23 protein-coding genes are annotated in these 19,880 nt (G+C 70.9%); 7 read left to right on the top strand and 16 right to left on the bottom strand.

What is annotated here, in order from left to right; all coding sequences use genetic code 11:
• Positions 1-351 precede the first annotated feature (351 nt).
• Positions 352-606: a hypothetical protein gene (locus AC3ANR_RS11780; protein WP_488288300.1), complete on the top strand. Its 255-nt coding sequence runs from the start codon at positions 352-354 to the stop codon at positions 604-606.
• A gap of 16 nt (positions 607-622) precedes the next feature.
• On the opposite strand, the gene AC3ANR_RS11785 is transcribed toward AC3ANR_RS11780, so the two are convergent.
• From AC3ANR_RS11785 to guaB, 8 genes are all read right to left on the bottom strand, one after another.
• Positions 623-1,540 (bottom strand): LD-carboxypeptidase, encoded by a 918-nt coding sequence (locus tag AC3ANR_RS11785; RefSeq protein ID WP_488288301.1) that lies wholly within the window; start codon positions 1,538-1,540, stop codon positions 623-625.
• Positions 1,537-2,916 carry a tRNA adenosine(34) deaminase TadA gene (gene tadA / locus AC3ANR_RS11790; RefSeq protein ID WP_488288302.1) on the bottom strand — a complete coding sequence of 460 codons (1,380 nt, stop codon included), beginning with the start codon at positions 2,914-2,916 and terminating at the stop codon, positions 1,537-1,539. Before tadA ends, AC3ANR_RS11785 begins: the two co-directional genes overlap by 4 nt.
• A gap of 6 nt (positions 2,917-2,922) precedes the next feature.
• The gene (locus AC3ANR_RS11795) at positions 2,923-3,141 is read right to left on the bottom strand and encodes a hypothetical protein (protein ID WP_488288303.1); all 219 of its coding nucleotides are present in this window, start codon (positions 3,139-3,141) and stop codon (positions 2,923-2,925) included.
• On the bottom strand, positions 3,141-3,764 hold the full coding sequence (locus AC3ANR_RS11800) for an FMN-binding negative transcriptional regulator (protein ID WP_488288304.1): 624 nt from the start codon (positions 3,762-3,764) through the stop codon (positions 3,141-3,143). Before AC3ANR_RS11800 ends, AC3ANR_RS11795 begins: the two co-directional genes overlap by 1 nt.
• Before the next feature lie 43 nt (positions 3,765-3,807).
• Positions 3,808-5,421 carry a glutamine-hydrolyzing GMP synthase gene (gene guaA, locus AC3ANR_RS11805; RefSeq protein WP_488288305.1) on the bottom strand — a complete coding sequence of 538 codons (1,614 nt, stop codon included), beginning with the start codon at positions 5,419-5,421 and terminating at the stop codon, positions 3,808-3,810.
• 7 nt (positions 5,422-5,428) lie between these two features.
• On the bottom strand, positions 5,429-5,863 hold the full coding sequence (locus tag AC3ANR_RS11810; protein WP_488288306.1) for a type II toxin-antitoxin system VapC family toxin: 435 nt from the start codon (positions 5,861-5,863) through the stop codon (positions 5,429-5,431).
• On the bottom strand, positions 5,860-6,105 hold the full coding sequence (locus AC3ANR_RS11815; protein WP_488288307.1) for a type II toxin-antitoxin system Phd/YefM family antitoxin: 246 nt from the start codon (positions 6,103-6,105) through the stop codon (positions 5,860-5,862). The genes AC3ANR_RS11810 and AC3ANR_RS11815 overlap by 4 nt, the downstream gene beginning before the upstream one ends.
• Positions 6,106-6,177: 72 nt before the next feature.
• Positions 6,178-7,647, bottom strand: a complete 1,470-nt coding sequence (gene guaB / locus AC3ANR_RS11820; RefSeq protein ID WP_488288308.1) for an IMP dehydrogenase — start codon at positions 7,645-7,647, stop codon at positions 6,178-6,180.
• Positions 7,648-7,789: 142 nt separating this feature from the next.
• On the opposite strand from guaB, the gene AC3ANR_RS11825 reads away from it, so the two are divergent.
• A complete protein-coding gene (locus AC3ANR_RS11825) occupies positions 7,790-8,296 on the top strand; it encodes a DUF4124 domain-containing protein (protein ID WP_488288309.1) in 507 nt (168 codons plus the stop codon).
• Here AC3ANR_RS11825 and AC3ANR_RS11830 read toward each other — a convergent pair.
• Together AC3ANR_RS11830 and AC3ANR_RS11835 are read right to left on the bottom strand one after the other, a co-directional pair.
• Positions 8,293-8,607, bottom strand: a complete 315-nt coding sequence (locus AC3ANR_RS11830) for an RnfH family protein (RefSeq protein ID WP_488288310.1) — start codon at positions 8,605-8,607, stop codon at positions 8,293-8,295. The genes AC3ANR_RS11825 and AC3ANR_RS11830 overlap by 4 nt on opposite strands.
• Positions 8,607-9,047, bottom strand: a complete 441-nt coding sequence (locus AC3ANR_RS11835; protein ID WP_488288311.1) for a type II toxin-antitoxin system RatA family toxin — start codon at positions 9,045-9,047, stop codon at positions 8,607-8,609. The genes AC3ANR_RS11830 and AC3ANR_RS11835 overlap by 1 nt, the downstream gene beginning before the upstream one ends.
• Positions 9,048-9,107: 60 nt before the next feature.
• Here AC3ANR_RS11835 and smpB point away from each other — a divergent pair, with 60 nt between their 5' ends.
• The 5 genes from smpB (at position 9,108) to AC3ANR_RS11860 (ending at position 11,685) form a co-directional block, all read left to right on the top strand.
• Entirely contained in the window at positions 9,108-9,581 is a 474-nt protein-coding gene (gene smpB, locus AC3ANR_RS11840; protein WP_488288312.1) for an SsrA-binding protein SmpB, read from the top strand.
• Positions 9,582-9,657: 76 nt separating this feature from the next.
• On the top strand, positions 9,658-10,044 hold the full coding sequence (locus AC3ANR_RS11845; RefSeq protein WP_488288313.1) for a COG4315 family predicted lipoprotein: 387 nt from the start codon (positions 9,658-9,660) through the stop codon (positions 10,042-10,044).
• 1 nt (position 10,045) lies between these two features.
• Positions 10,046-10,330, top strand: a complete 285-nt coding sequence (locus AC3ANR_RS11850) for a hypothetical protein (protein ID WP_488288314.1) — start codon at positions 10,046-10,048, stop codon at positions 10,328-10,330.
• Between the two features lie 9 nt (positions 10,331-10,339).
• Positions 10,340-10,861, top strand: coding sequence for a sigma-70 family RNA polymerase sigma factor (locus AC3ANR_RS11855; protein WP_488288315.1), 522 nt, complete (start codon positions 10,340-10,342; stop codon positions 10,859-10,861).
• A gap of 8 nt (positions 10,862-10,869) precedes the next feature.
• Positions 10,870-11,685: an anti-sigma factor family protein gene (locus AC3ANR_RS11860; protein WP_488288316.1), complete on the top strand. Its 816-nt coding sequence runs from the start codon at positions 10,870-10,872 to the stop codon at positions 11,683-11,685.
• 6 nt (positions 11,686-11,691) lie between these two features.
• Here the strand turns inward: AC3ANR_RS11860 and AC3ANR_RS11865 are convergent, their stop codons facing one another.
• The 6 genes from AC3ANR_RS11865 to infB all read right to left on the bottom strand — a co-directional run bounded on the left by AC3ANR_RS11865 (position 11,692) and on the right by infB (position 19,864).
• Positions 11,692-12,753, bottom strand: a complete 1,062-nt coding sequence (locus tag AC3ANR_RS11865; protein ID WP_488288317.1) for an enoyl-CoA hydratase/isomerase family protein — start codon at positions 12,751-12,753, stop codon at positions 11,692-11,694.
• Positions 12,750-13,622: a DMT family transporter gene (locus AC3ANR_RS11870; protein ID WP_488288318.1), complete on the bottom strand. Its 873-nt coding sequence runs from the start codon at positions 13,620-13,622 to the stop codon at positions 12,750-12,752. Before AC3ANR_RS11870 ends, AC3ANR_RS11865 begins: the two co-directional genes overlap by 4 nt.
• A gap of 118 nt (positions 13,623-13,740) precedes the next feature.
• A complete protein-coding gene (typA, locus tag AC3ANR_RS11875; RefSeq protein WP_488288319.1) occupies positions 13,741-15,573 on the bottom strand; it encodes a translational GTPase TypA in 1,833 nt (610 codons plus the stop codon).
• Complete coding sequence (truB, locus tag AC3ANR_RS11880) at positions 15,570-16,592, bottom strand: tRNA pseudouridine(55) synthase TruB (protein WP_488288320.1); 1,023 nt, start codon at positions 16,590-16,592, stop codon at positions 15,570-15,572. The genes typA and truB overlap by 4 nt, the downstream gene beginning before the upstream one ends.
• A gap of 2 nt (positions 16,593-16,594) precedes the next feature.
• A complete protein-coding gene (rbfA, locus tag AC3ANR_RS11885; RefSeq protein WP_488288321.1) occupies positions 16,595-16,969 on the bottom strand; it encodes a 30S ribosome-binding factor RbfA in 375 nt (124 codons plus the stop codon).
• 39 nt (positions 16,970-17,008) lie between these two features.
• Positions 17,009-19,864 carry a translation initiation factor IF-2 gene (gene infB / locus AC3ANR_RS11890; protein ID WP_488288322.1) on the bottom strand — a complete coding sequence of 952 codons (2,856 nt, stop codon included), beginning with the start codon at positions 19,862-19,864 and terminating at the stop codon, positions 17,009-17,011.
• Positions 19,865-19,880 lie beyond the last annotated feature (16 nt).

A 19,880-nucleotide genomic window follows, 5' to 3' on the forward strand; every position in this document is an offset into this window, starting at 1 on the left:
TGCTGCATCGCGCCGTCCGCGGGGAGTTGCGTGGCATCAACCCCGAACGCGGCGGCCGCTCGCGGCGGGGTGGACGAGTCAGAAAGCAAGCAACACCACGCGGCGACGCGGGGCGAACTCACCACTGGTTACCAAGTCAAGTGCCCGGCCGCATCGATTCCGTGAAATCGATCACGACAATCGCCAACCAAGGCTCAGCCGGAAGGCGTACCTTGTCATCTGCGAGCGCGAGAATTGTCCGGGAACGACCAAACACGACACATGGGCTGGATCAAGCGTCACCTTCGGGGCGGGATTTACGGGCTGCTCGGCCATCCGAGCTCGCCGAGTGCGTCCGCGCTGGATGCCGGCATGGAGGACATCCGCGAATCGATGCTCGACGTGCTGGGTGATTCGGGGACGCAGCGCTTCCCGCAGGTCACCCGCCGCATCCGCTACGCCGGCGACCTGCAGGGCCTGTGGTACCTGCGCGGCGACCTGATGGCGGCGCTGGCGGCGTTGCACGGCGAGGCCGTGGCCCGCGAGCGCGTGCAGTCGATCACCGAGCTGTTCCAGGGCCTGTTGCCCAACGGCCTCTCCTCGCGCCCCAGCCCCCTGATGGGCTGAGCCGCCGCCGGCACGCTCAGTGCCGGTGTCCCCAGAGCAGGAACGCGTCGCGTCCCTCGACCGCCAGGTGCACCGGCGCGCCCACCGGCAGCAGCACCTTGGTCGTGACGTGGCCGAAGGGCAGTCCGGTCAGCACGGGCGCCTTGACCTGCGAGCGCAGCCAGTCGACCACCGTCTGCAGCCGGAAGCCCTTGTCGTGCGGGGCGGGCTTGTAGTTCGTGAAGTGCCCGAACACGATCGCCTTCTGCTGGCCCAGCACGCCCGCGTGCAGCAGCTGCGTGAGCATGCGCTCGACCCGGTACGGATGCTCGTGGACGTCCTCGATGAACAGGATGCCGCCCTTGACCTTGGGCATCCAGGGCGTGCCCGTCAACGCCGCCAGCAGCGACAGGTTGCCGCCCCAGAGTACGCCGCGCACGTCGCGGAACGCCGTCGAGGCCTCCGCCGCGGGCAGGCGCCAGCCGGCGCCCTCGCCCCACCCCTGCACCAGGTCCTCGAAGCAGGCCAGCATGATGTCGTCGGGCTCGGCCTCGACACCGAAGTCCTCCCCCACCGCCGGCCCCTGCCAGGTGACGGCGCCGGTCTCGGCCAGCAGCGCGCTGGTGAGCGCCGTGAAGTCGCTCAGGCCCACGAACTGCGTGCCGCGCTCGATCGCCTTGGCCAGCAGCTTGTAGCGGATGCGCGGCAGCAGGCGCGTGAGGCCGTAGCCGCCGCGGGTGGTGAGCGCGATGTCGGCGCCGCTGGCCGCGGCGCGGTGGATCGCTTCCAGCCGCGTGTCGTCGTCGCCGGCGAAGCGCATGTGGGTGGCGAACGCCGCCGGGTCGACCTCGACGTCGTGGCCCAGGGCCTTCAGGCGCTGGATGCCGCGGCGCACCGCCGGCCGGTCGCGCACGGCGCTGGAGGGGGAATAGATGTAGATGTGCTTCTTCGTCACGGGCGGAAGTATCCCACCGCGCTTCGCGCGATCGGCTCGCCGTGTTCCTGCACGAAATGCCCGGCCTGCGGCAGCACCATCGGCTCGGGGCAGCCGCGGATGGACCGGCGCAGCGCCTCCATCACCGCGGTGCCGAGCACGGGGTCCTGCGCGCCGACGGCCATGAAGCTCCGGCCGGTCCACTGCGTGCGCCAGAACTCGCGCGCCGCGCGCGACGTCGCGGCCCCGTCGGCATCCGGCGCGTCGGGCACCATGGGCGGGAACGCGCGCAGCGCGGCCCGGTGCCCGCGGTCGGGGAACGGCGCGTCGTACGCCTGGCATTCCTCGGGCCGCAGGTGCGGATTGCCGCGGGCCAGCAGCCGGCCGACGCTGAACTCGGGGTTGCGCGCGCACATCTCGCGCCAGGCGAGAAAGCCCTCGCCGAGCGGCTCGTCGCCCGTGCCCAGCGTGGTGTTCATCGCCAGCAGGCCCTGGTACCGCTGGGGCGCCGCCATCGGCAGCGTGAGGCCCAGCAGGCCGCCCCAGTCCTGCACCACGAGCACGACGTCCCGCAGGTCCAGGCGATCGACGAATTGCAGCAGCACCTCGCGGTGCCAGGTGAAGGTGTGGGCCGCCTCCCGCTTGGGCTTGTCGCTCTTGCCGAAGCCCACCAGGTCCGGCGCCACGACGCGGTGTCCCGCCTCCAGGAACACCGGGATCATCTTGCGGTACAGGTAGCTCCAGGCCGGATTGCCGTGCAGGCACAGCCAGGTGAGGGGCGCATCGCGCGGCCCCTCGTCCAGGTAGTGCATCCGCAGGCCCGCCAGCGCCGGCAGGTCGCTGACGTAATGGGGCGCCCACGGATAGTCCGGCAGCGCGGCGAATCGCTCGTCGGGCGTGCGCAGGGCGTCCTCGCGCAGGGGATCGCTGGCCAGGCGCGCCTGCTGGCGCCTGGCGGCGAAGAACTCGGACAGCAGCGCGCCGGTCTCCGCGGCCAGCACGCCCCCCAGCACCTGGGTGCGGTGGTTCAGGCGGGGTTCGTCGAAGAGGCGGATCACCGAGCCGGCCGCCCCCGTCTTGGGGTCGGCGGCGCCGAACACCACCCGCCGCAGGCGCGCGTGCAGCATCGCCCCGCTGCACATCGCGCAGGGCTCGAGCGTGACGTACAGGTCGCAGCCGTCCAGGCGGTAGTTGCCCACGGCGCGGGCGGCCTCGCGCAACGCGGCGATCTCGGCGTGCGCGGTGGGGTCGTGGCCGGACACCGGATGGTTCTGGCCGCGGCCGATGACCACGCCGTCGCGCACCACCACCGCGCCGACCGGCACTTCGCCCGCGGCCTGCGCCAGCCGCGCCTGCGCGAGCGCCTCGCGCATGAAGCGATCGTCGTCCGCCTGCATGCGCCCCTACTTCGCGTCGTCGGGCAACGCGCGCGGCGCCTGCAGCGCCGCTTCCGCGGCCTGGCGCACCTGCTGCACCTGTTGCTGCGGGGCCGGCGCGGCGATCGCGCTGCCGCTGCCGGCGCCGGCAGCCGCGGGCGCTGCCGCCGTCAGCTGCTTGCGGGCCAGCAAGCCCACGATGGCCACCACGATCACCAGGCCGAGCACACTGAAAACCGCACGCATCACGCCTCCTTGGCCAGTCCGAGCTGCTCCATCCAGCCGGCCAGCTCGCGCTCCTGCTCGTTGCCGGCGGCGTAGCCCGCGTGCAGCGCCTGGTGCGACTCGGGCCGGTGCTGGTTCAGCTTCACCTTGCACTGCAGCGCCTGCACGCGCAGCTCGAAGCCGACGATGCCCTGCAGCATCTTGCCGGTGTACTCCGCATCGAGGCCGCGCCACTGCGCCGCGTAGGCCGGCTCGTGGTCGCCGATCAGTTTCTTGAGCAGCGCGTCCTTGCCCTCGGCGTCCTCGACCAGCCGCGCCTGCACCTCGCAGTGCACGGCCAGGTAGTTCCAGCTCGGCACGCGCTGCAGGTCCGGGTAGATGCGCGGCGACTGGAAGCCGTGCGGCCCGAGGAAGGTGACCAGCGCCCGGGGCCGCGCCTGCAGGTAACGCCAATGCGCGTTCGGCTTGGCGCAGTGGCCCCAGAGCACGAGCGCCTCGCCCTGCTGCTCGACATGCAGCGGCAGGTGGCTGACGAAGGGCAGGCCCTCGTCGTCGCAGGAGATCAGGCTGGCCAGCGGGTGGCGGCGCATCACCTCCAGGGCGATGGCGCGTTCCTTCGCGGCGAAGTGCGGCGGCAGGTACATGCCGCGACTGTAGCGGGGTTCGCGGGCGGCAGCCCGCGCCGCCCTACTCCCACTCGATCGTCGCCGGCGGCTTGCTCGAGACGTCGTAGGTGACGCGGTTGATGCCGCGCACCTCGTTGATGATGCGGCTGGACACCTTCTTGAGCAGCGCATACGGCAGCTCGGCCCAGTCGGCGGTCATGAAGTCGCTGGTCTGCACCGCGCGCAGGGCCACCACGTAGTCGTAGGTGCGGCCGTCGCCCATCACGCCCACGCTCTTGACCGGCAGGAACACCGTGAAGGCCTGGCTGGTGAGGTCGTACCAGCTCTTGCCGGTGTGCGGGTCGGTGAAGTTGCGCAGCTCCTGGATGAAGATGTCGTCGGCCCGCCGCAGCAGCTCGGCGTACTCCTTCTTCACCTCGCCGAGGATGCGCACGCCCAGGCCGGGGCCCGGGAACGGGTGGCGGTAGACCATCTCCGGCGGCAGCCCCAGCGCCACGCCGAGTTCGCGCACCTCGTCCTTGAACAGGTCGCGCAGCGGCTCCAGCAGCTTCAGGCCCAGCTGCTCGGGCAGCCCGCCGACGTTGTGGTGGCTCTTGATCGTGACGGCCTTCTTGCTCTTGGCGCCGCCCGACTCGATGACGTCCGGGTAGATCGTGCCCTGCGCCAGCCAGGCCACGTGGCGCGAGTGCGTCTGCTTGATCCTGGCGGCCTCGGCCTTGAAGACGTCGACGAACAGGCCGCCGATGATCTTGCGCTTGGCCTCCGGCTCGCTCACGCCCGCCAGCTTGCCCAGGAACAGGTCGCTGGCGTCCACGCGCACGACCTTGGCGTGCAGCTTGCCGGCGAACATGTCCATCACCATGTCCCCCTCGTTCAGGCGCAGCAGGCCGTGGTCGACGAAGACGCAGGTGAGCTGGTCGCCGATGGCGCGGTGGATCAGCGCCGCGGCCACGGACGAATCGACGCCGCCGGACAGGCCCAGGATCACCTCCTCGTCGCCGACCTGCTGGCGGATCTTCTCCACCGCCTCGGCGACGTGGTCGCGCATGACCCAGTCGGGGCGGGCCTTGCAGATGCCGAGCACGAAGCGCTCGAGGATGGCGCGGCCCTGCACGGTGTGCGTCACCTCGGGATGGAACTGCACGGCGTAGAAGCGCCGCTGCTCGTCGGCCATGCCCGCGATCGGGCAGCTCTCGGTGGAGGCCATCAGCTTGAAGCCGGGCGGCATCTCGGCCACCTTGTCGCCGTGGGACATCCACACGTTGAGCATGCCGTGGCCCTCGGGCGTGGTGAAGTCGGCGATGTCGCGCAGCAGCTCGGTGTGGCCGCGCGCGCGCACGGCGGCGAAGCCGAATTCGCGCTTGTGGCCGCCCTCGACCCTGCCGCCCAGCTGGTGCGCCATGGTCTGCATGCCGTAGCAGATGCCCAGCACCGGCACACCCAGCTCGAACACCGCCTGCGGCGCCTTGTCGGTGGTGTCCTCGTACACGCTCGCGTGGCTGCCCGAGAGGATGACGCCCTTGAGCCGGCCGTCGGCGGCGTACTGGCGCACCCAGTCGTCGCCGACGTCGCAGGGATGGACTTCCGAGTACACGTGCGCCTCGCGCACGCGCCGGGCGATCAGCTGCGTGACCTGGGAGCCGAAGTCGAGGATGAGGATCTTGTCGTGCTGCATGGCGGGTCTAGAGGGAAGCGATGTCGAGCAGCCGCACGCCGGTCGCGCCGGCGGCCTGCTGCAGCCGCGGATCGAAGGTGAGCAGCGGCAGGTTGAGGGAACGGGCCAGCCAGAGGTAGGCGCCCTGGTAGGCGGACAGCCCGGCGTCCATGGCGACCGCGAGCGAGGCCTTGTGCTGGGCCGGCGCGAGGTCGTGCAGTTCCACCCGGTGGCGCACGGCTTCCAGCACGCTCCACAGGCCCTCGACGCTGGAGGGCGGGATGCGGCCGTGGCGCACGCCGTTGGCGATGAGGTCGGCGCACTCCCATTGCCAGAGGTTGGGCGCCTGCGGCTCGACCTCGTCGCGGCGCACCAGCGCGTAGAGGCGCCGGGTGTGCTCGCTGGCCTCGTCGGGCAGCAGCCAAGCCGCGGTGACCGAAGCGTCGAGGACGAAGGCGGTCACGTGGCGCGCCCTCCACGCAGCTCGTGCGCGGACGGTCCGGGGCCGATGGTGCGGTGCAGGGCGTCGATCTGCTCGAGCTCGCGGGCGATCTGCTCGTCCGTGATCACCGGGCGGCGGCGCACCGGGAGCATGCGCACGACTTCCTTGCCGTGGCGCGTGATGCGCACTTCCTCGCCCGCCTCGACCAGCTCGATCAGGGCGGAGAAGTTGTTCTTGGCTTCGGCGATGCCGGTGCGTTGCATGGATGGCCAGGAAAACGAAGTCTGGCCATTCTAGAAAATCTGGCCAGACTTCGCAAGTCTGGCCAGAAATGCTCAGTCAGCGCGGTAGTTCGGCGCTTCCTTGGTGATCTGCACGTCGTGCACATGGCTCTCGCGCATGCCCGCCGCGGTGATCTGGACGAACTCGGCCTGGTTGCGCATGTCGTCGATCGTGGCGCAGCCGCAGTAGCCCATGGCGGCGCGCACGCCGCCGGCCAGCTGGTAGACGATGGACACCAGCGAGCCCTTGTAGGGCACCCGGCCTTCGATGCCTTCGGGCACCAGCTTGTCGGCGTTGGGATTGGTGCTGCTGGCTTCCTGGAAGTAGCGGTCGGCGCTGCCCTGCTGCATGGCGCCGATCGAGCCCATGCCGCGGTAGCTCTTGTAGCTGCGGCCCTGGTACAGGACGATCTCGCCCGGCGCCTCCTCGGTGCCGGCGAACATGCCGCCCATCATCACGGCGCTGGCGCCGGCGGCGATGGCCTTGGCGATGTCGCCCGAGTAGCGCACGCCGCCGTCGGCGATCAGCGGCACGCCGCTGCCGGCCAGGGCGGTCGCCACGTTGTCGATGGCGGTGATCTGCGGCACGCCCACGCCGGCGACGATGCGGGTGGTGCAGATCGAGCCCGGCCCGATGCCCACCTTCACCGCATCGGCGCCGGCCTCGGCCAGCGCACGGGCCGCGGCGCCGGTGGCGATGTTGCCGCCGATCACGTCCACGCCCGGGTAGTTCTGCTTGACCCAGCGCACGCGCTCGATCACGCCCCGGCTGTGGCCGTGGGCGGTGTCCACCACGATCACGTCGACGCCGGCCTTCACCAGCGCCTCGACGCGCTCCTCGGTGCCCTCGCCCACGCCGACCGCGGCGCCCACGCGCAGGCGGCCGGAGGCGTCGCGCGCGGCGTTGGGGAAGCTGGTCTGCTTGGTGATGTCCTTGACCGTGATCAGGCCCTTGAGCTCGAACGCGTCGTTGACCACCAGCAGGCGCTCGAGCTTGTGCTTGTTCAGCAGCGCCTTGGCGTCGGCGGCGCTGGTGCCCTCGCGCACGGTGATCAGCTTCTCGCGCGGGGTCATGATCTCGGTGACGGGCTGGTCGTAGCGCGTCTCGAAGCGCAGGTCGCGGCCCGTGACGATGCCCACCACCTTGCCCGCGTCCACGACCGGGAAGCCCGAGATGCCCAGCTGTTCGGACAGCGCCGAGACCTCGCGCACGGTGTGCTGCGGGGTGATCACCACCGGGTCGCGCAGGACGCCCGATTCGTACCGCTTGACCCGCGAGACCTCGGCCGCCTGCTGCTTGGGCGTGAGGTTCTTGTGGACGATGCCGATGCCGCCTTCCTGGGCCATCGAGATCGCCAGCCGGGCCTCGGTGACCGTGTCCATCGCCGCCGACACCAGCGGCAGGTTCAGCGGGATGTTCCGGGTGAGGCGGGTCGCGAGGGACGTGTCCTTGGGCAGGACCTGGGAGAACGCCGGGACCAACAACACATCGTCGAAGGTCAGCGCTTTTCCGAGAAGGCGCATGTCAGAGCTCCAAAAAACGGATTGTAGCGATGGGCCTTGCGGACAAACCCCAGTGGCTGCGGCGCGACGCCGGCGCGCGGCCCGTGACAGGGTGCACACCAAGCGGCCTCGCGACTGTCGAGTTGGCCGCTACACTGGGGCCATGACTGCCCTTCGCGCCCTCACCGTCGCCATCGCCTGCGTGCTCCCGCTGTCGGCCCTGGCCCAGTGGCAGTGGGTCGACAAGGACGGCCGGCGCGTCTTCAGCGACAAGGCGCCGCCGCCGGAGATCCCGGCCAAAAGCATCCTCAAACAGCCCTTCATGAAGGGCGCCCCCGTCGTCGACACCGCGCCGGTTGCCGCCGCGTCGGCGCCCGTCGCCGCCAAGGCCGCGAGCGCGCCCAAGGTCAGCGGCCGCGATCCGGAACTCGAGGCGAAGAAGAAGCAGGCCGAGGCCGCCGAGGCCGACAAGAAGAAGGCCCAGGAGCGCGAGATCGCCGAGGCGAAGGCCGAGAACTGCCGGCGCGCCCGCGAGGCCAAGGCCACGCTCGACTCGGGCATCCGCCTGTCGCGCGTCAACGACAAGGGCGAACGCGAGGTGCTCGACGACAGCCAGCGCGCCGCCGAAGCGAAACGCGTGCAGGCCATCATGGCCAGCGACTGCGCCTAGTACCCCGGCTTGGCGCCCGGCCGGCGGTTGGCGAACAGGCCCGCGGCCCGCGCCCCCTGGCGGCGAAACCGCTCGCGCCGCGCCACCTTCGGGTCCACCAGCAGGGCCCGGCAGACCTCCACCCGGTCGCGATCGCGCAACAGCTGGTCCAGCGGCGCCTTGCGGCCCCAGACCCCGATCTCCCCGCCTTCGGGCACCTGCAGGCCGCATGCCGCGAGCGCATCGCGCAGGGTGGCTCCTTCGGGAAGGTCCAGCACCTGTTCGCGCGCGTCCCGGGGCGCCGGCGCGTGGACCACGGTCACGCGCGGCATCAGCCGTACACCTGTTCGGCCCGCTTGACGAAGGCGTCCACCAGGCTGCCGGCGATGCGGTCGAACACCGGCCCGACCACGGCCGCCAGCGCCATGCTCTTGAAGCCGTAGTTCAGGTCCAGCTCCACCTTGCAGGCGCGCTGGGATTCGCCGCCGACCGGGTGGAAGGTCCACAGGCCGTCCAGGTCGGAGAACGGGCCCTCGATCAGCCGCATGGCGACCTTGCGCCCGGGCACGTGGTCGTTGCGGGTGACGAAAGTCTGGCGGATGCCGCCGAACGCGATGCCCACCTCGGCCTTCATGCCGGCATCGTCGGCCTCCAGCACGGCCGCGTGGTCGCACCAGGGCAGGAACTCGGGATACTCGGCCACGTCCGTGACCAGGCTGAACATCTCGTCCGCGCTGTACCAGATCAGCAGGGACCGGTGGACGGTTTTCATACGACAATCGCGGGTTTCGCGGGATTGTAGAGACGGCCTGCGCTCCCCATCTGTCAGCCCATGGCCAAAACAACCGACAGCGCCGCGCGCATCGCCGAGAACAAGAAGGCGGCCTTCAACTACTTCTTCGAGGAGCGGTTCGAGGCCGGCATGGTCCTGCAGGGCTGGGAGGTCAAGGCCCTGCGCGAGGGCAAGGTGCAGCTGACCGACGGCTACGTGGTCGTCAAGGGCGGCGAGCTGTTCCTGATCGGCTGCCAGATCAACCCGCTGCGCACCGCCTCCACCCACGTCAGCCCGGATGCCGTGCGCACCCGCAAGCTGCTGCTGCACAAGGACCAGATCCGCCGCCTGGTCGGCAAGGTGGAGCAGAAGGGCTACACCCTGGTGCCGCTGAACCTGCACTGGAAGACCGGCAAGGTCAAGTGCGAGATCGCGCTGGCCAAGGGCAAGGCCGAGCACGACAAGCGCGACACCATCAAGGACCGCGAGGGCAAGCGCGAGGTCGAGCGCGCCATGAAGAGCCGGCATCGCTGACCGGCTGGCCGGGCGGCATGGAATAAATGCCGCGCCCCGGCCGTTCATCCAGGCAGCACCCCACCTGGAGAACGCGATGTCCCCCACCACCCTGCCCCGGGCGCTCGCCGCCCTGGCCTTGGCGGGCGCGCTGGCCGCCTGCGCCGGCACCGCGCCGGCCCCCGCGACCGTGTCCGGGGACGCGCTGGTCGGCCCCGGCGGCATGACGCTCTACACCTTCGACCGCGACGCCGCGGGCAGCGGCAAGTCGGCCTGCAACGGCCCCTGCGCGGCCAACTGGCCCCCGCTGGTCGCCCCCGCCGGCGCCGCCGCCTCGGGCGACTGGAGCCTCGTCACGCGCGAGGACGGCGCCCGCCAGTGGGCCTACAAGGGCAAGCCCGTGTACCACTGGGCCAAGGACGCCAGGCCGGGCGACCGCACCGGCGACGGCTTCAACAACCTGTGGCACGTCGCCCGGCCCTGACATGACCGCCGCCGTCCTCACCCCGGCCTCCCCGGTGCGCAAGCTGCGCCTGGCCATGCTCGCCCAGCTGGAGCCCTGCAAGCGCATCGAAGCCGCGCTGCTGCGCCTGCGCCTGCACTGCGCGGCCGACGCCGAATCTCTGTGGCACCTGCGCGTGCCGCTGATGCAGGCCATGGCGGCCGAACAGGGCGAGTCCGGCGCCCGCCGTTCGCTGCGCGAGGTGGACGAGGTCTTCCTCGCGTTCTGGCCGGATGCCCCCGTTTCGCGTCCGGCGCCGCTGAGGTAGGCTGCGCGCATGACGTTCCAAGCCGCCGACCTGGAGGCGCAGATCCCGCAGTTGCGCCGCTACGCCCGCGCCCTGACGGGCGATGCCTGGTCGGCGGACGACCTGGTGCAGGACACGCTCGAGCGCGCCTGCGACCGCTGGCGGCTCTGGCAGGCCGGCACCGACCTGCGGGCCTGGCTGTTCACGCTGATGCACAACCTGTTCGTCGACGGCGCCCGGCGCGCCATGCGGCAACAGGGCCAGCGGGTGGACATCGACGACGTGGCGAACGAGCTCACCGCCCCCGCCGGTGCGACCGACCAGGTGATGGACCTGCAGCGCTGCCTGCTGCGGCTGCCCGACGAGCAGCGCGAGGTGCTGCTGCTCGTGAGCCTGCAGGACCTGAGCTACGAGGAAGTGGCGCGCGTCACCGGCACGCCGGTGGGCACCGTGATGTCGCGGCTGTCGCGTGCCCGCGCCCGCCTGCGCGAGCTGATGGACGGCGCCGCGGCCCCGCCGGCGACCGTGGTGCCGCTCAAGCGCATGAAGTGACCGAGACCATGAAACACGATCCGACCCCGCCGCCCCTCGAGGCGAGCCTCCACGCGCTGGTGGACGGGCGCCTGCCCGCCGGCGAGCGCGCAGCCCTGCAGGCGCGCCTGGCCGGCGACGCCGAGACCGCCGCCACGGCCCAGGCCTGGCAGGACCAGCGCGACCTGTTGCGCCAGCTGCACCAGGACGTGCTGGCCGAGCCGGTGCCGCCGGCGCTGGCGCTGGCGGCGCGCCAGCTGGGCCAGCAAGGGTCGCGCATCGCCCGCTGGCAGCGCTGGGGCGGCATGGCCGCCTCGGTGTTCGTCGCCTTCGCCGTCGGCTGGCTCGCCCACGGGCAATGGGACACCCGCCCGGGCTCGATGTCCGTCGCCAAGGCGCGTGCGGCGGCCGATTTCGGCCGCCAGGCGCTGGTGGCGCACGTGGTGTACGCGCCCGAGGTGCGGCATCCGGTCGAGGTCGCGGCCGCGCAGCACGAGCACCTGGTCCAGTGGCTGTCCAAGCGGCTCGGCCGGCCGCTGAAGGTGCCGGACCTCGCCGCCCAGGGCTACGAGCTGGTCGGCGGCCGGCTGCTGCCGGGCGACCAGGGCGCGCGGGCCCAGTTCATGTACCAGAACGCGCGCGGCGAGCGCATCACGCTCTACGTCGGCGCCATCGACGGCAGCAAGGCCGGCGCCGCCAGCGGCGAGACGGCCTTCCGCTTCACCAGCGAAGCGGGCACCTCGAGCTTCTACTGGGTCGACCAGGGCTTCGGCTACGCGCTCGCGGGCCGGCTCGCGCGCAACGACCTGTTGCCGCTGGCCGAGACGGTCTACAAGCAGCTCTGAGCGGCCTCAGGCCAGCGCGCGCAGCGGATGCGCGTGCATCGGCCAGGGGCTGTCGAAGAACGCCGCCACCATCTCGGGCGTGACGTCCTCGATGCGGGCGGGATTCCAGCGCGGCGCGTGGTCCTTGTCGACCGCCAGGGCGCGGATGCCCTCGACGGTCTCGCTGCCGGCGCCGGGGCGCAGGTGGAAGCAGTGCCGCACCATGTCGCGCTCCATGCGCAGGTCCTCGGCCAGCGACATGCCGCGGGCCCGCCGGATCTGCTCGAGCGTGACGTGCAGCATTAGCGGCGAGCGCTTGCGCAGCATCGCGGCGGCGTGCGCGGCCCACTCGGTGCCCGCGGCCTCGAGCGCGTGGACGATCTCGCCCACGGTCGGCAGCGCGAAGATGCGGTCGATCTCCGGGCGCAGCGCGGTCAGCCGGCCCACGGGCGGCAGGTCGTGCGACGGCAGCGCCGCCGCGCCCTGCGCCACGAGCCGGTCCCACAGCGCCGGCAGCGAAGCCGAATCCACCAGCGCGTCGGCCAGGCGCGCCTCGAGCGCCTCGCCCCCCGTGATCGCCTCGCCCGTGAGGGCCAGGTACTCGCCCAGCCGGCCCGGGCAGCGCGAGAGGAACCAGCCGCCCCCGACGTCGGGAAACAGGCCGATGTTGGTCTCGGGCATGGCCATCTTCGTGCGCTCGGTGACGATGCGGCTGCGCGCGCCCTGCGAGATCCCCATGCCGCCGCCGAACACCACGCCGTCCATGAACGCGACGTACGGCTTGGGGTAGCCGTGGATCAGGTGGTTGAGCGTGTATTCCTCGGTGAAGAAGTCCTCCAGCCGCGGATCGCCGGCCAGGGCCACCACGTGGAAGAAGCGGATGTCGCCGCCGGCGGAGAAGGCGCCGAACGGCCCCTCCTTGCCCTGCCCGCGCACGAGGACGACCTCGATCGCGGGATCGTCCCGCCAGGCCAGCAACGCGGACGTGAGGTCCCGGATCATCGGCAGCGACAGCGCGTTCAGCGCCCGCGGCCGGTTCAGAGTGATGCAGCCGGCCTTGCCGGCGACTTCGGTCAGCACTTCGCTCATGCGCGTCGATTCCATCCCACCAGTTCGTTCATCACCAGGGCGCCGATCACCAGCGCCCCACCCGTCAGCACCGCCGGCGTCGGTGCCTCGTCGGCGCCGACCCACGCGAGCAGGATGCCGAAGATCACCTCCAGCAAGGCCAGCAGGGCGATCTCGGGCGCCTGCAGCACCCGCGCGCACACCACCGAGAGCACGCACGGGATCGCCAGCTGCACCAGGCCCAGCAGCGCCAGCAGCGCGATGTCGTGCCCGGAGGCGGCGAACGGCATCGCCAGCGGCAGCGTCACCAGCGAGGACAGCACGGCCCCCACCAGCACCGCCGGCACGAGGTCCACGTCCTGGCCCTGCGTGTGCGAGCGCTGCGTGATCGTCCAGTTCACCGCCCCGGCCAGCGGCACGCACAGCGCCACCAGCGTGCCGGCCAGCTGCCCGGGCGTGACCTGCGTGCCGTACATCCAGCCGATGCCGCCGCCCGCGACCAGGATCGCGACCCAGGTGCGGGCCGCGATGCGGTGGCCGATGAAGGCCCGGGCGACCAGCGCCGTGAGGAATGGCCCGACGGCCATCGTGACCAGCACGTTGGCCACCGTGGTGAGCGTCAGCGCCACCATGAAGGCCGTGAACATCAGGCCCCAGCACAGGCCGGACAGCCACAGGGCCGCGCCGGCGCGCCGCACCTTGCCGAACACCGCGCGGCCCTGGAAGAACGGCAGGATCACCAGCAGCGACAGCACGGTGAAGAAGCTGCGCCAGAAGGTGATCTCGAAGCTGCGCGCTTGCTCCAGGTGGCGCGTGACCACCCCGGCGATCGACCACATCAGGGTCACCGCCACCATCGATGCCACCGCCTGGGGATGCGAAAGCTTCATCTCGACGTCCGGACCATGTGCGGATTTTCCCTTCCAGCGGCCACCGCGGCACCGGCCTTGCCGGGCCGCTGGTGGCGCCCTGGGGGGAGGCGGCCGCAGGCCGCTTCGGGGGGACGGTTTATGCCGCCTCGCGCGACGCGCGCTTGCGCTCGTGCTCCTTGAGGTGGCGCTTGCGCAGGCGCACGCTCTTGGGCGTGATCTCGACCAGCTCGTCGTCCTCGATGAACTCGACGCCGTACTCCAGCGTCAGCTCGATGGGGGGCGTGATCTTGATCGCGTCTTCCTTGCCGGACACCCGGAAGTTGGTCAGCTGCTTGGTGCGCGTGGCGTTGACCACCAGGTCGTTGTCGCGGCTGTGGATGCCGACGATCATGCCCTCGTACACCGGATCGTTGGCGCGCACGAACATGCGGCCACGGTCGTCCAGCTTGCCCAGCGCGTAGGTGAAGATCTCGCCGTCGTCCATCGAGATCAGCACGCCGTTCTTGCGGCCGCCGATCTCGCCGCGGTACGGCTCGTAGCGGTCGAAGATGTTGGAGATCAGGCCCGAGCCGCGGGTGAGGTTCAGGAACTCGTTGGAGAAGCCGATCAGGCCCCGCGCGGGAATGCGGTATTCCAGGCGCACGCGGCCGCGGCCGTCCGGCTCCATGTTCACCAGGTCGCCCTTGCGCTCGCCCAGGGCCTGCATCACGCCGCCCTGGTGCTGCTCCTCGATGTCGGCCGTCACCAGCTCGATCGGCTCGTGGCGCACGCCGTCGATGTCCCGGAACACCACGCGCGGCTTGGACACCGCCAGCTCGTAGCCTTCGCGGCGCATGTTCTCCAGCAGGATCGTCAGGTGCAGCTCGCCGCGGCCCATGACCTCGAACACTCCCTCCTCGTCGGTCTCGCGCACGCGCAGCGCCACGTTGGACTGCAGTTCCTTCTGCAGGCGGTCCCAGATCTGGCGGCTGGTGACGTACTTGCCCTCGCGGCCGGCGAGCGGGCTGGTGTTGACGCAGAAGTTCATGGTCAGGGTCGGCTCGTCGACCTTGAGCATCGGCAGCGGCGCCGGGTTGAGCGGGTCGGTCAGCGTCACGCCGATGCCGATGTCGGCGATGCCGTTGATCAGCACGATGTCGCCCGGGCCGGCCTCGGTGACCTGCACGCGGTCCAGGCCCTGGAACGTGAGCACCTGGTTGACGCGGCCCTTGAAGGACTTGCCGTCCGGGCCTTCCATCACCAGCACGTCCATCATGGGCTTGATGGTGCCGGCGTTGACGCGGCCGACGCCGATGCGGCCGACGAAGCTGGAGAAGTCGAGCGCGGAGATCTGCAGTTGCAGCGGTGCGGCCGGATCGCCTTCGTGCGCGGGCACGTGCTTGAGCACGGTGTCGAACAGGGCCGACATGTCCGGGCCCCACTGCTCGCCCGGCGCGCCTTCCTCCAGCGAGCTCCAGCCGTTGATGCCCGAGGCATAGACCACGGGGAAGTCCAGCTGCTCGTCGGTGGCGCCGAGCTTGTCGAACAGGTCGAAGGCGGCGTTGACCACGTGCTGCGGCCGCGCGCCCGGCTTGTCGACCTTGTTGACCACCAGGATCGGGCGCAGGCCCAGCGCCAGCGCCTTCTTGGTCACGAAGCGCGTCTGCGGCATCGGGCCTTCCTGCGCATCGATGAGCAGCACCACGCCGTCCACCATGGACAGGGCGCGCTCGACCTCGCCGCCGAAGTCGGCGTGGCCGGGGGTGTCGACGATGTTGATGTGGGTGCCGTTCCAGCTGACCGCACAGTTCTTGGCCAGGATGGTGATGCCGCGCTCGCGCTCGATGGCGTTGTTGTCCATCACGGTGTCGACCACCTTCTCGTGCTCGGCGAAGGTGCCCGACTGGCGCAGCAGCTGGTCGACCATGGTGGTCTTGCCGTGGTCGACGTGGGCGATGATGGCGATGTTGCGGATTTGCTTGGTGCTCATGCGGTGTCTCCGCCCGGGTGGGCAGCTGGTTCGCCGCGGGCAGGGCCCGGCGGCTCGGAGGTCGGTTGGGGTTCGGGCGAACCCAGGATTTGCTGGATGTCGATGGGGCTCAGCAAGCGCCCCGGGATCAGTTCGTCGGCTTTCACGTGGCCGGTGCCCAGCAGGGCATGCGGGTCGTTGCCGAACACGGCCACCGCGTCGGCGTCGGCCCAGTGGCCACGCCGGCGCAGGCCCGACAGGTAGCGCCCGGCATTGGCGGCGTCCAGCGTGATGCGCGGCAGCCCGGCCAGGAGCGATTCCACCGGCAGCAGCGCGGCCAGGCGGGCCTCCCCGTCCAGGCGCTCGAGCGCCTCGATGGTCGTGCAGCCGGCCACGTCGAACGGGCCCGTGGCGGTGCGCCGCAGGAACGACAGGTGGGCGCCGCAGCCCAGCGCCTGCCCGATGTCCTCGCCGAGCGTGCGGATGTAGGTGCCCTTGCTCACGCGCGCGGCCAGGCGCAGCACCGGCCGGCCGCCCTCCTCGCCCAAGGCCAGGCGCAGGTCGTGCACGGTGACGTCGCGCGGCTCGCGCTCGACCTCCTGGCCGGCCCGCGCGTACTCGTACAGGGCCTTGCCGTCCTTCTTCAGCGCGCTGTGCATCGGCGGCACCTGCCGGATGGGGCCGGTGAACCGGGCCCGCACCGCCTCGAGCAGCTCGGGCGTGATGGCGGGCACCTCGCGCTCGGCGAGCACGTCCCCCTCGGCGTCGCCGGTGGTCGTGGTCACCCCCAGCACCGCGACGGCCTCGTAGCTCTTGTCGGCGTCCAGGTGCAGCTGGCTGAACTTGGTGGCCGCCCCGAAGCACAGGGGCAGCACGCCGGTGGCCAGCGGATCGAGCGTGCCGGTGTGGCCCGCCTTCTCGGCGCGCAGCAGCCACTTGCATTTCTGCAAGGCGTCGTTGCTCGACAGGCCGCGCGGCTTGTCGAGCAGCAGCACCCCGTGCACGGGGCGCCTCACGACCCGTGCTCGTGGTGCGCTCATGGCTACTGGGGGTCCGAGTCTTTGGAACGCGAAGCGACCGCGCGCGCGATCAGCGCGTTCATGTCGGAGGCGCGCTCGGTGGTGCGGTCGAACTGGAAGTGCAGCGTCGGCACCGTGTGGATGTGCAGGCGCTTGAACAGGCCGTTGCGCAGGAAACCGGCCGCATGGTTGAGGGCCTCCTCGCACTCGTGGGGGTCGCCCACCAGCACGCTGAAGAACACCTTGGCATGGGCGTAGTCGGGCGTCACCTCCACGGCGCTGAGCGTGACCATGCCCAGCCGCGGGTCCTTGACCTCGCGGATCAGCTCGGCCAGGTCGCGCTGGATCTGGTCCGCGACCTGGTAACTGCGATTGGGCTTGGACGATTTCTTCGGCATGGCTGCAGCGACGGGCCGGCGGTGCCGGCCCGTCCCCGATCACAGGGTGCGCGCGACTTCCTTGATCTCGAAGAACTCCAGCTGATCACCTTCCTTGATGTCGTTGTAGTTCTTGAGCTTGATACCGCACTCGAAGCCTTCCTTGACCTCGCGCACGTCGTCCTTCATCCGCTTGAGCGACTCGAGCTCGCCGGTGTAGATCACCACGTTGTCGCGCAGCAGGCGGAAGTGCGAGCTGCGGGTGACGTGGCCGTTGGTGACCATGCAACCGGCGACCGTGCCGATCTTGGACGCCACGAACACCGTGCGGATCTCGGCCGAGCCGATGACTTCCTCGCGCTTTTCGGGGGCCAGCATGCCCGACATCGCCGCCTTCAGGTCATCCACGGCGTCGTAGATGATGTTGTAGTAGCGGATGTCGATGCCGTTGCCCTCGGCCAGCTTGCGCGCGCCCGAGTCGGCCCGCGTGTTGAAGCCGATGATCACCGCCTTGGAGGCGATCGCCAGGTTGATGTCCGACTCGCTGATGCCGCCCACGGCCGCATAGACCAGCTGCACCTTGACCTCGTCGGTCGACAGCTTGAGCAGCGACTGCGACAGCGCTTCCTGCGAACCCTGCACGTCGGCCTTGACGATGATCGGCAGCGTCTTCACCTCGCCGGCGGTCATGTCCGAGAACATGTTCTCCAGCTTGGCGGCCTGCTGCTTGGCCAGCTTGGTGTTGCGGAACTTGCCGGCGCGGTAGGTCGCGATCTCGCGCGCGCGGCGCTCGTCGGTCATCACCATGAACTCGTCGCCGGCCTGCGGCACCTCGGTCAGGCCCTGGATCTCCACCGGGATGGAAGGACCCGCGGACTTGATGGTCTTGCCGTTCTCGTCCAGCATGGCGCGCACGCGGCCATAGGTCTGGCCGGCCAGCACCACGTCGCCCACCTTGAGCGTGCCGGACTGCACCAGCACGGTCGCGACCGGGCCGCGGCCCTTGTCCAGCTGCGCCTCGATGACCAGGCCCTTGGCGGCGGCATCCACCGGAGCCTTCAGCTCCAGCACCTCGGCCTGCAGCAGCACCTGCTCGAGCAGGTCGTCGATGCCCTCGCCGGTGAGCGCCGAGACGTTGACGAACGGCGACTCGCCGCCGTACTCCTCGGGCACCACCTCCTCGGTCACCAGTTCCTGCTTGACGCGGTCCGGGTTGGCGCCGGGCTTGTCGATCTTGTTGACCGCCACGACGATCGGCACCTTGGCCGCCTTGGCGTGCTTGATCGCTTCCTTGGTCTGCGGCATGACGCCGTCGTCGGCCGCCACCACCAGGATGACGATGTCGGTCGCCTGGGCGCCGCGGGCCCGCATGGCGGTGAACGCCTCGTGGCCAGGGGTGTCCAGGAACGAGATCACGCCGCGCGGGGTTTCCACGTGGTAGGCGCCGATGTGCTGCGTGATGCCGCCGGCTTCGCCCGCGGCCACCTTGGCGCGGCGGATGTAGTCCAGCAGCGAGGTCTTGCCGTGGTCGACGTGGCCCATGACGGTGACCACCGGGGCGCGCGGCAGCGCCTCGGCGTTGGCCTGGGACACTTCCTCCTCGGTGAACGCCTCGGGATCGTCCAGGGCGGCCGTGACCGCCTTGTGGCCCATCTCCTCGACCACGATCATGGCCGTGTCCTGGTCCAGCGGCTGGTTGATGGTGACCATCTGGCCCATCTTCATCAGCGCCTTGATGACCTCGGAGGCCTTCACCGCCATCTTGTGCGCCAGTTCGGCGACCGTGATGGTCTCGGGCACGTGCACTTCGAGCACGCGCTGCTCGACCGACTGCTGCGGCGAGAGGTCGCGATGGTCGCGGTCGCTGCCGCGGCGGCCGCGCGGGCCCCCGCGCCAGCTGTTGCGGCCGACGCCGCCCGAGGCGTCGCCGCGGGTCGGGATGGCCTTCTTCTTGGTCGGGTCGGCGGCCCAGCTGGACGACAGCTTGGCCGACTTGACTTCCTTGCCGCTGCCGGGCGCAGCGGGCGCGCCGGCGCCGGGCGCCGGACGGCCGGTGACGGCCGGCTTGTGCAGCGTGCCCTTGGCGCCGGGCCGGGCCTCGCCGGGCTTGGCCACGGGCTTGGCTTCCTCCGGCTTCTTGGCCACCAGCACCTTCTTGGGCGCGGCCATCATGGCGCGGATGGCCTCGGCCTCGGCCAGGGCCTTGCGGCGGCGCTCGTCGAGGTCCTTGGCGCGGGCGGCTTCCTCGTCGGCGCGGGCCTTGGACTCGGCCTCGGCCTTGGCGCGCGCCTCGGCGGCGGCGGCGGCGCGCGCAGCAGCGGCCGCGGCGGCCTCGGCGCTGGCCTCGGCCTGCGCCTGCGACATGGCGGCCTTCTTGGCCTCTTCGTTGGCGGCGTAGGCGGCGGCGCGGTCGTCGGCTTCGCGCTGGCGGCGCTCCTCGGCCTCGCGCTGGCGGCGCTTCTCGGCCAGGTCTTCCTCCTGGCGGCGCAGCAGCTCGGCCTGGCGGCGTGCTTCCTCCTCGCGGCGGACGAGTTCGGCGTCGTCGGCGCGAGGCGCGGAAGGCGCTTCGCGCAGTTCGGGCTCGGGCGCCTCGACGACCGCGGTGTCACCGCCCTCGTCGCGCTTGACGAAGGTGCGCTTCTTGCGGACCTCGACCTGGATGGTGCGGGCCTTGCCGCTGGCGTCCGCCTGCTTGATCTCGCTGGTGGACTTCTTGACGAGCGTGATCTTCTTGCGCTCGGGCGTGGCGGTGCCGTGGCTGGCCTTCAGGTAGCCCAGCAGCTTCTGCTTGTCCGACTCGGACAGCGCATCGGTGGGCGCGGACTTGGCCACGCCCGCGCTGCGCAGCTGTTCAAGCAGCGTATCGGGTGATTTCTTGAGTTCGCTGGCGAACTCGGCGACGGTGGTACTCGACATAGGTTCTGGTTCCCTC

Source organism: Ramlibacter sp. JJN2-2R (assembly GCF_057747835.1).